The 8,090-nt window shown below is 70.1% G+C and carries 6 protein-coding genes; 4 read left to right on the top strand and 2 right to left on the bottom strand.

Going from position 1 to position 8,090, the window contains the following annotated elements; genetic code table 11:
* The coding region (locus BLW84_RS48820) for a hypothetical protein (RefSeq protein WP_218157772.1) at nt 1-248 on the bottom strand (248 nt) is incomplete at its 3' end.
* A gap of 243 nt (nt 249-491) precedes the next feature.
* On the opposite strand from BLW84_RS48820, the gene BLW84_RS45625 reads away from it, so the two are divergent.
* The 4 genes from BLW84_RS45625 to BLW84_RS45640 are packed head-to-tail and all read left to right on the top strand — an operon-like array spanning nt 492 to nt 6,559.
* Entirely contained in the window at nt 492-1,856 is a 1,365-nt protein-coding gene (locus BLW84_RS45625; protein WP_093278953.1) for a cytochrome ubiquinol oxidase subunit I, read from the top strand.
* Nucleotides 1,849-3,123 carry a cytochrome d ubiquinol oxidase subunit II gene (locus BLW84_RS45630; RefSeq protein ID WP_093278955.1) on the top strand — a complete coding sequence of 425 codons (1,275 nt, stop codon included), beginning with the start codon at nt 1,849-1,851 and terminating at the stop codon, nt 3,121-3,123. The genes BLW84_RS45625 and BLW84_RS45630 overlap by 8 nt, the downstream gene beginning before the upstream one ends.
* Nucleotides 3,120-4,892 carry an ATP-binding cassette domain-containing protein gene (locus BLW84_RS45635; RefSeq protein WP_093278957.1) on the top strand — a complete coding sequence of 591 codons (1,773 nt, stop codon included), beginning with the start codon at nt 3,120-3,122 and terminating at the stop codon, nt 4,890-4,892. The genes BLW84_RS45630 and BLW84_RS45635 overlap by 4 nt, the downstream gene beginning before the upstream one ends.
* Nucleotides 4,889-6,559 (top strand): ATP-binding cassette domain-containing protein, encoded by a 1,671-nt coding sequence (locus BLW84_RS45640; RefSeq protein WP_093278959.1) that lies wholly within the window; start codon nt 4,889-4,891, stop codon nt 6,557-6,559. Before BLW84_RS45635 ends, BLW84_RS45640 begins: the two co-directional genes overlap by 4 nt.
* A 688-nt stretch (nt 6,560-7,247) precedes the next feature.
* Here the strand turns inward: BLW84_RS45640 and BLW84_RS45645 are convergent.
* On the bottom strand, nt 7,248-7,937 hold the full coding sequence (locus BLW84_RS45645) for an alpha/beta fold hydrolase (RefSeq protein WP_342743238.1): 690 nt from the start codon (nt 7,935-7,937) through the stop codon (nt 7,248-7,250).
* Nucleotides 7,938-8,090: the final 153 nt, after the last annotated feature.

An 8,090-nucleotide genomic window follows, 5' to 3' on the forward strand; every position in this document is an offset into this window, starting at 1 on the left:
CGAATCCGTCCGTGCGGGTTCGCGGGCCCCATGATCCATTGCGCGCACGTGTCCGTTTCCTCCAGCGGAGGCTTGTCCTGCAGATCGGTCACGAGCCGTCGCGCCGCCGCCAGATCCACATCGGGCGGGACCGGCGGGCTGGTGCGGGTCTCCGCGAAGTAGATGCGGATTCCATTATGTGCGGATGGTCGTAGCAGCCGAGTGGACCGTATTGACAGACCAGACCAACTCGGCCGCTTGATCAGCAACGTTAGGACTCCCTGAGGTTCCCGTGTTATCCGGTAGTGCACTGCTTTTTGTCCGGAAGCGCACTGAGCACCACATCCGCACATTGCGCTGCGGGGACAGATGCGGTGCACCGGCAGGAAAAGGATGCCCAGCGGCCAGCCCTACGGTGACCTCAGAACTCCGCGAGGTCGGCGTCCCAGTCATCGCCCCGCGCTACAAAGCGGGCGGGCGCTACCGACCGGAAACGACCGAGAGGAGACACTGTGGACTCGCCCGCGGTGGCGGAGATCTCTCGATGGCAGTTCGCCATCACTGCAGTGTTTCATATAAGCTTTCCCGCGCTGACCGTCGGACTCGCCCTCTTCCTAGCGGTGATGTACACGGTCCACATCAGGACCGGAAATCCGCTGTACCTTCAGATATTCCGCTTCTGGAAGAAGATATTCGCGGTCGGATTCGGGCTCGGCGTGGTCGCCGGAACGGTCATGACATTCGAGTTCGGTCTCAACTGGGGAAGATACGCCCATGCGGTCGGGCCGATCCTCGGTGTCACGATCGGAATGGAGGTCATCACGGCCTTCTTCCTGGAAGCCGGGTTCATCGGCATCATGCTGTACGGCGACGGACGGGTGCGGCCTCGAACGATGGCGTTCGCCAACTGGATGATCGCCGTCGGCACCCTGCTGTCCACGACGTGGATCCTGTCCGCCAACAGCTGGATGCAGGATCCCGTGGGCTTCACCGAGGTCCACGGCCAGTTCCGGGCGAACGACTGGTGGCAGGTGCTCGTCAACCCTGCGTTCGCGTACCGGTACCCGCACATGCTGCTCGCGGTGCTGATCAGCGCCTGCTGGTTCATCGGCGGGATCGCCGCGTGGTACCTGGTCAAGCAGCGAGCGCTGCCCTTCGCACGCCGCACCCTGTCCATCGCCCTCGGGGTCCTGGCCATCCTCATGCCCGTGCAGCTCTACGTCGGGGATGTGACCGCCGGGTTCATGGGCGCGCACCAGCCGGCGAAACTGCAGGCGTTCGAGGGCAATTGGGAGACCGACAACAACGGCTACAACCTCCTCGTGGTGCCGGACACCGAGAGGGGGAGGAACGACTTCCAAGTCGGGATACCGCACTTGGGCGCCATCATCGGCAAGGACCTGTCCGGGCAGGCGAACGTCCCCGGGCTGCTGGAGACACCGGCTGACGAGCGCCCCGACATGTGGCCCGTCTTCTACGGATTCCGGGCGATGTACTTCACCGCTCTGGTGATGTTCGGCATGGCGTTCGCCGGTGTGGTGCTGCGGTTGCGCGGGAGGCTGTACACATCGCGGCGGTTCCACCGGTTGATGGTCTGGATGGCCCCTGCCGGTGTCGTGGCGATCACCGGCGGCTGGATCACCGCGGAGACCGGCCGGCAGCCCTGGGTGGTCTACGGCCTGATCCGCACCGACGACGCCGTCTCCCACCTTTCCCTCGGCGCAACGATCGCCGGTTTCGCCGGTTTGGTCGCCGTCTACGCGCTGCTGCTCGGGCTGTGGATCCGCTACATCATCCGCACGGTGCAGGCCGGCCCCGAACACCTAGTGGCCGACGTCGGCTCCACCGTCCACCCGCCGGAGGCGAGCCGTGCTTGAGTACGCGTCGTACGCCCTGGTCCTGTTCGCGCTCGGCGCCTACGTGCTGCTCGACGGCTACGACCTGGGTATCGGCATCCTGAGCCTCTTCGACCGCAGCGATCGGCGGCGCAGGGAGTACAACGAGCTGATCGCAACCGCCTGGGACGCCAACGAGAGCTGGCTCATCCTGGCGGCCGTGGTGCTGTGGGCGGGCATGCCCGGCGTCTACGCCACCGTGCTGCCCGGCATCTACCTGCCGCTCGTCGTCATGCTGCTCGCCATCGTGCTGCGGGGCGCGGCCATCGAGCTCCAAAGCGCCGCTCCCGGCTACCGCCGCGGCTGGGGCCTCGTCTTCGGGCTCTCATCGCTGGTGGCAGCCCTGTGCCAGGGCCTCGTCATCGGGGCCGTCCTGTCCGGACTTCCGCACACCGGCGGGGTTTTCACCGGGGACGGCTTCGACTGGCTCACGCCTTACAGCGCGCTCAGCGCCTTGGGGCTGACGACCGTCTACCTCCTGGCCGGCGCCGCGTGGTTGCAGAACAAGACCGTGGGAACCGCCCACCGCCGGGCGGGCCGGCTGGGCCGGCCGCTGCTCCTGGCGGTCGCGGCGGCCAGCATCGTCCTGGGACTCGGACTTCCGCTCGCCGACCCGCAGCGCTTCCGCTTCGACCAGCCGCTGCGCGTGACCCTGTTCGGCCTCGCGATGGCCGCGGCCGTGGCCTTCTGGTCCATCGCCTGGTACGGCTTCGGCCGCCGGCCCGACTGGCGCCCGTTCACCGCCGTGGCCGGTGTCGAGGCGGCTGGTCTGCTCGCGCTCGTCGCCGCCACCGCACCCGTCATCGTCCCTCCCGACCTGACCATCCACGTCGCGGCCAGCCCGCCCGGATCGCAGCAGTTCCTGCTCATCGGAGTGGGCGGGTGCATGCCGGTGGTCCTGGCGTACAACATCTACGCGTGGTGGGTCTTCCGCGGAAAGGTCCCCCAGCCACCGTCTCCCACCCCCGCTTCGGGATCTTCCGGCACCACCGCCGCCGAGCCAGCCGCGCCGGTGTCGCAGGCCCGCGGCGACCGCCCGCGTGCGGTCGTCGTCGCCCGACGTGTGCTGCTGACGCTCCTGGCCGTTGCGGTAGCCGCCGTCTCGCAGGACGTTTTCGGCGGCGTGGCCGCCTGGATCGGCCCGATGGGGGTCGCGGTGTTCTCCGCGACCGCGCTCGCCGTGTGGATCCGGTCCGACCGCAACGCCGCGGCGGCCGGCGCATTCGACTTCCCCACCGCCGAAAAGTGAACGACATCCCCGACCAGCTCGCCCGCCTCGGCCGCGACGACGACGGGCAGCGGCAGACCGCCCAGCTGCTCACCGCGTGGGCGGCGGTGGGCGAACCCTCGTTCCGGCGAGCCGGCACCTTGCGCGGGCTCGCGGCTCTGGGCCACGTGTTGTGGGCCGCGGGGCTGGGTTTGGCTGCCCAGGCCGCATTGCGGTCCCAGCTCCAGGGCGTGGCGCTGGCTCCGGTGCTCACCGGTGCGGCTCTGGTCGCCGCCGGGCTGCTGCTGCGTGCGTTCCTGCTCTCGGTGGCCGACCGGGTGGCCGACGACGGGGCGGCCGCTGTCCAGGACCACCTGCGCGCCCGTCTGCTCCGGGCCGCGCTGCCCACGACGGGCGCCCCGCCCGAGAAGGTGTCCGACGCCGCTCTCGGCGAGGCGCTCGACAGCGAGGTGAGCCGGCTTACCGGGTGGCTGACGACCTACGTCCCCGCCCGGCGGGCGATGCTGCTGGGAAGCGGCATCGTGCTGGCCTCCATCCTGGTCGGCAGTTGGCCCGTCGCGCTCATGCTGGTGCTGGCGACCCCGTTGCTGCCCTTCAACCTCAAAGTGATCGGCATGGGCACCCGCGCCGCCGTGCACGCCCAGCTCACTGCCACCCGGACGCTGAGCACCCGCCTGCTGGACAGGCTGCGCGGACTGCCCACGCTCGTCGGCCTGGGAGCCGGCGAGGAGGCGGTACGCGCCACCGAGGCCGACGACCGGGAACTCGCCGCGCGCACCGGCACCGTGCTGCGGGTGGCGTTCCTCTCGACCGCCTGGATCGAGCTCCTGATTGCCGTGGCCATGGCTGTCGTCGCCACGTACTGCGGACTCGCCCTGCTCGGCTACCTCGACCTGCCGGTGGTCCCGTCCACCATGAGCCTCGGCTCCGCGCTGTTCGTGCTCGTCCTGACCCCGGCGTACTTCGCCCCCGCCCGGGAGCTCGCCCGCGGCTACCACGCCCGCGCCGAAGCGGCCGCGGCGGCCGAGCTGATCACGGAGATCATCGACACGGCTCCGGTCGCACCGGTCGGCGGCCTCGTGGCCAACGTGCCCGCCGCGTGCGGTCCAAGCTGGCCCAGCCCGGCCGGTGTCGTCATGGAGGCGGTGGAGGTGCGGCACCCGGGTCGGCACGAGGCGGCCCTGGACGACATCACCCTGACCGTGCGCCCGGGCTCGGTCATGGCCATCAGCGGGCCCAGTGGCGCGGGCAAGACGACCCTGCTCTCAGTAGCAGCGGGCCTGCGCAGCCCGGACCGCGGACGGTGCCTGCACACGGTCGGATTCGACACCCTGCCGGCCACGCCGACCGTGACGGCATGGGCTGGCCAGCCGTCCTATCTCCTCCCGGGCACACTGCGTGACAACCTGCTGTTGGCCCGACGCGACGCCGACGACGAGCAACTCACCGCGGCCTTCGCTGCCTTGGGCTTCGAAGACCTGCTGGCCGCACTCCCCCAGGGTCTGGCGACCCAGGTCGGGGAGCGCGGCTGGGGACTGTCCTCGGGTCAGATGCAACAACTGGTGCTGGTCCGGGTACTGCTCCGCGACACGCCGCTGCTGTGCCTGGACGAACCCACCGCCCATCTGGACCCGAACGGCGAGGCCCGCGTCATCGGCGCCATCCAGGCGCTCGCGCGCAGCCGCACCATCGTCGTCACCACGCACAGCCCGGCGCTGCTCGAGATAGCCGACGACGTCGTGCGGCTGAGCCGAGGACGAGTGGCAGGCATCGAGGGGGCGCTGCTGTGACGGCGTTCAAGCTGCTGTGGAATGCGGCGGACCGCCGGGCACGGCGCGACCTGCTGTTCGCAGCGGTGCTCGCCGGGGCAGCCGAGCTGTGCGCCGCCGGTCTGCTGGGGGTGTCCGGTTGGTTCCTGACCTCTTGCGCCGTGGTCACCGCACAGGCGAACACGACGTGGTCGTGGATGTACCCCTCGGCGGCGGTGCGCGCTCTGGCCCTGAGCCGAACCGGCCTGCGGTACTGGGAACGCTTGGTCAGCCATAGGGCTCTGCTCGGCGCCACGGTCTCGCTGCGCTCACGGCTGGTCCGGTCCACGACGACCGTGCCGGCGCGCGAACTGCGGAACCGGCGTGACGGCACCCTGATGGCGCGGCTCACCAGCGATGCGGCCGCGGTGGGCGGCATATCCGCCCAGGTTGTCCCGCCGCTGGCCGGGATCGGCGTGACCGCCACCGCCGTCGTCGCTCTGCTACTCGTGGCGAACCCGCTGGCCAGCGCCGCCGAACTGGTGCTGCTGGCTACCTCGGCGGCCACGGCAGTCGTTGCCGACCGGCGGACCCGTGAGCACCGGAAGGCGGCCGCGGCCGCTCGCACCGCGGCCGGCACCGCGCTGCTCAGCGCTCGCTCCGCGCTCCCCGAACTGCGCTGCCTGGCGGCGGTCGACGTGGTCCGCGACCAGGTAGCGGAGACAGTCGGCCGGGCCCGGCAGGCCGAGGCTGCGGCTGCCGAGGTGACGCGCCGGGCCCGGCTGCTGCTCCGCCTGCTGGCGGCGGTCGGCCAGGCGACCGTCCTGCTGCTGGCGCTGTCCGGTCCCGTGTTCACCCAGCCGGCCGCCGACGCCATCGGCCAGGCGCTGCTGGTCGCGGCCGCGTACGAGCTGATGGAGACGCTCCCCCAGGTGCTCCGCGACAACGGTCTGGCCGCCGACGCCGCCCTGCGGCTGGCGGATCTGGCGAATCGCACGTTCTCCCGGGGGCGACCGACCGCGTCCCCGCCGACGCTGCCACCCGCAGGACCGACGCGGGCCCTGGAGATCCGCCAGGTACCGGTGGGCGTCGGCGACGACCGCGCCCAGTGGTCGGCGATGATCGAGCCAGCGAGCGTCGTCGTGGTGACCGGGCCCAACGGCAGCGGGAAGAGCACCCTGCTGCAGACACTGGCCGGACGGATCATTCCCGACGCTCCCGGGTCGGTACTGGTCGCCGGCGTGCCCGTCGAGTCCCTGCCCGCCGATGTGATCGCCGATACGCTCACCCTCGTCGAGGCGGAGGACTGGATCGCCGACGCGACCGTCGCGGAGAACCTTCGGCAGGCCGCTCCCGGTGCGGACGACAACACGCTCCGGGCCGCGTTGGCGGCCGTCGCCCTGGAACAGCTCCCCCTCCACACCCCGACAGGCCCGCAGGGCGGCGCGTTGTCGCAAGGGCAGCGACGCCGCCTGGTGATCGCCAGGGCGGTGCTGCGGGCTCCGGCAGTCATGCTGCTCGACGAGCCGACGACGGGCCTCGACGATCGCACCGCGGTGCGGATGCTGATGGGTGTCCGCCTGGTCCTGCCGGACAGCGCTCTGGTGATCGCTTTGCCGGACCGACACCACGAACTGATTCCCTTCAGCACCACCCACACCCTGCGCCTGCAGCCCTGCGCCCGGCAACCGTTGAGCACCCAGGGCTAGGGCGACGCACAACCCGAATCGACGGCGAAGCTCAAGCGCTGGCCGTCCCAGCGGCCTCCGGATGTGCCTGGCGTATGAGAAAGCCCCGGAGGCCCGTTGCGGTTCCCCGGCCAGGGCTATCCGGCGCGAACCGTCGGCGCTAATTGATTCGCCTGAGTGTTCCGGTGACGGCTGTCCCCGCTCTGGCCCAAGACGGGTGGTCTGCGCGGACGAGCACCGTACGGGGATTCCGGCCACGCGTCGTATGAGCGCGCGGGACTGGCCTTTGATGCATGCGGGACCGAGCTGGATGCGGCTCATCAAGAGAGACGAAGCGTCACTTCCTTGTCACCAGATTCACGTGGCTCTACAAGGGGCCAAGGTTCCAGAGACGCCCTCTGCCCCGACCGCGGGGAACAACGGTCGGGGCAGGGAGGTGATCAGCTGGCGACCAGCTTCCTGGCGTCAGCCGTGCGGATCACCAGTCAGGCGGAATGACTCCGGCCTGTATCGATGAGTGCTCGGATGCGTCGGCTGCGGAAACCACGCTCACGCCGCCGATGGCCAGGGCCGCCGCTGCCAGTCCTGTCACAAGGGCAACCAACGGCTTGCGCTTCATGCGTCGTATCACTGGTCAACCCTCCTTCCCACTGGTAGTCGTTCGGACGGACAACCCCGCCCGGGCATCACGGCGAATCGCAGCGGGCAGCTAGCTCGTGGCGCGTACCGCGGTACGGATGAGGTCGGCGACCTGCTTCGGCTGGGAGACCGCGACGGCGTGCGACGCACCCCGGATCTCGAGGACGGTCGCACCCGCCCGCTTCGCGGCGAAGCGCTGCACCTCCGGATTGATGGCCTGGTCCGCGCCGGCCACGAGCGCCCAGGACGGCTTGGTCTCCCACGCGGCCACCGAAGCCGACTCCGTGAATGCCGAGGCGGCGAGCGGACGCTGCGCCACCGCCAGGACACTCGTAACTTCAGCGGGCACATCGGCGGCGAAGATCGACGGGAAGGCATCTTGGGCGATGGTGACCTCGACGGCAGGGTTCCCGTCTGAGACGGGGTAGTCCCACTGCTTCAGGTTGCTGACCAACGGTGCGTCGGGGAACCGGCCCTGCAGTTCGCCGAGGCTCTCGCCCTCCTTGAGGATGTAGGCCGCCACGTAGACAAGCCCGACAACGTTTTCCGTTGCGCCGGCCACGGTGATGAGCGCACCGCCGTACGAGTGGCCCACGAGCACGACGGGCCCGTCGATCTGGGAAGTCACGGACGCCAGATACGCGGCGTCGGACGCAAGGCCACGCAGCGGGTTCGCCGGCGCCACAACGGGAATCCCGTTGCTCTGCAGTTCGGCGATGACCCCGGACCAGCTGGCCGCGTCAGCGAACGCGCCGTGCACGAGAACTACCGTAGGGGTGGATGTGGTCATGTCTGGGCTCTCTCCTCAGTCTCAGCTAGCGTGCAGTGCGGTACGCAGGGTGTTGACGGCCATGGTGATGGCGGCCTCGGCGGCACGGGTCTCGCGCAGGGCGTTGAGCATGACGAAATCGTG

It is taken from the genome of Saccharopolyspora shandongensis (assembly GCF_900106995.1).
Classification (GTDB): Bacteria; Actinomycetota; Actinomycetes; order Mycobacteriales; family Pseudonocardiaceae; genus Saccharopolyspora; species Saccharopolyspora shandongensis.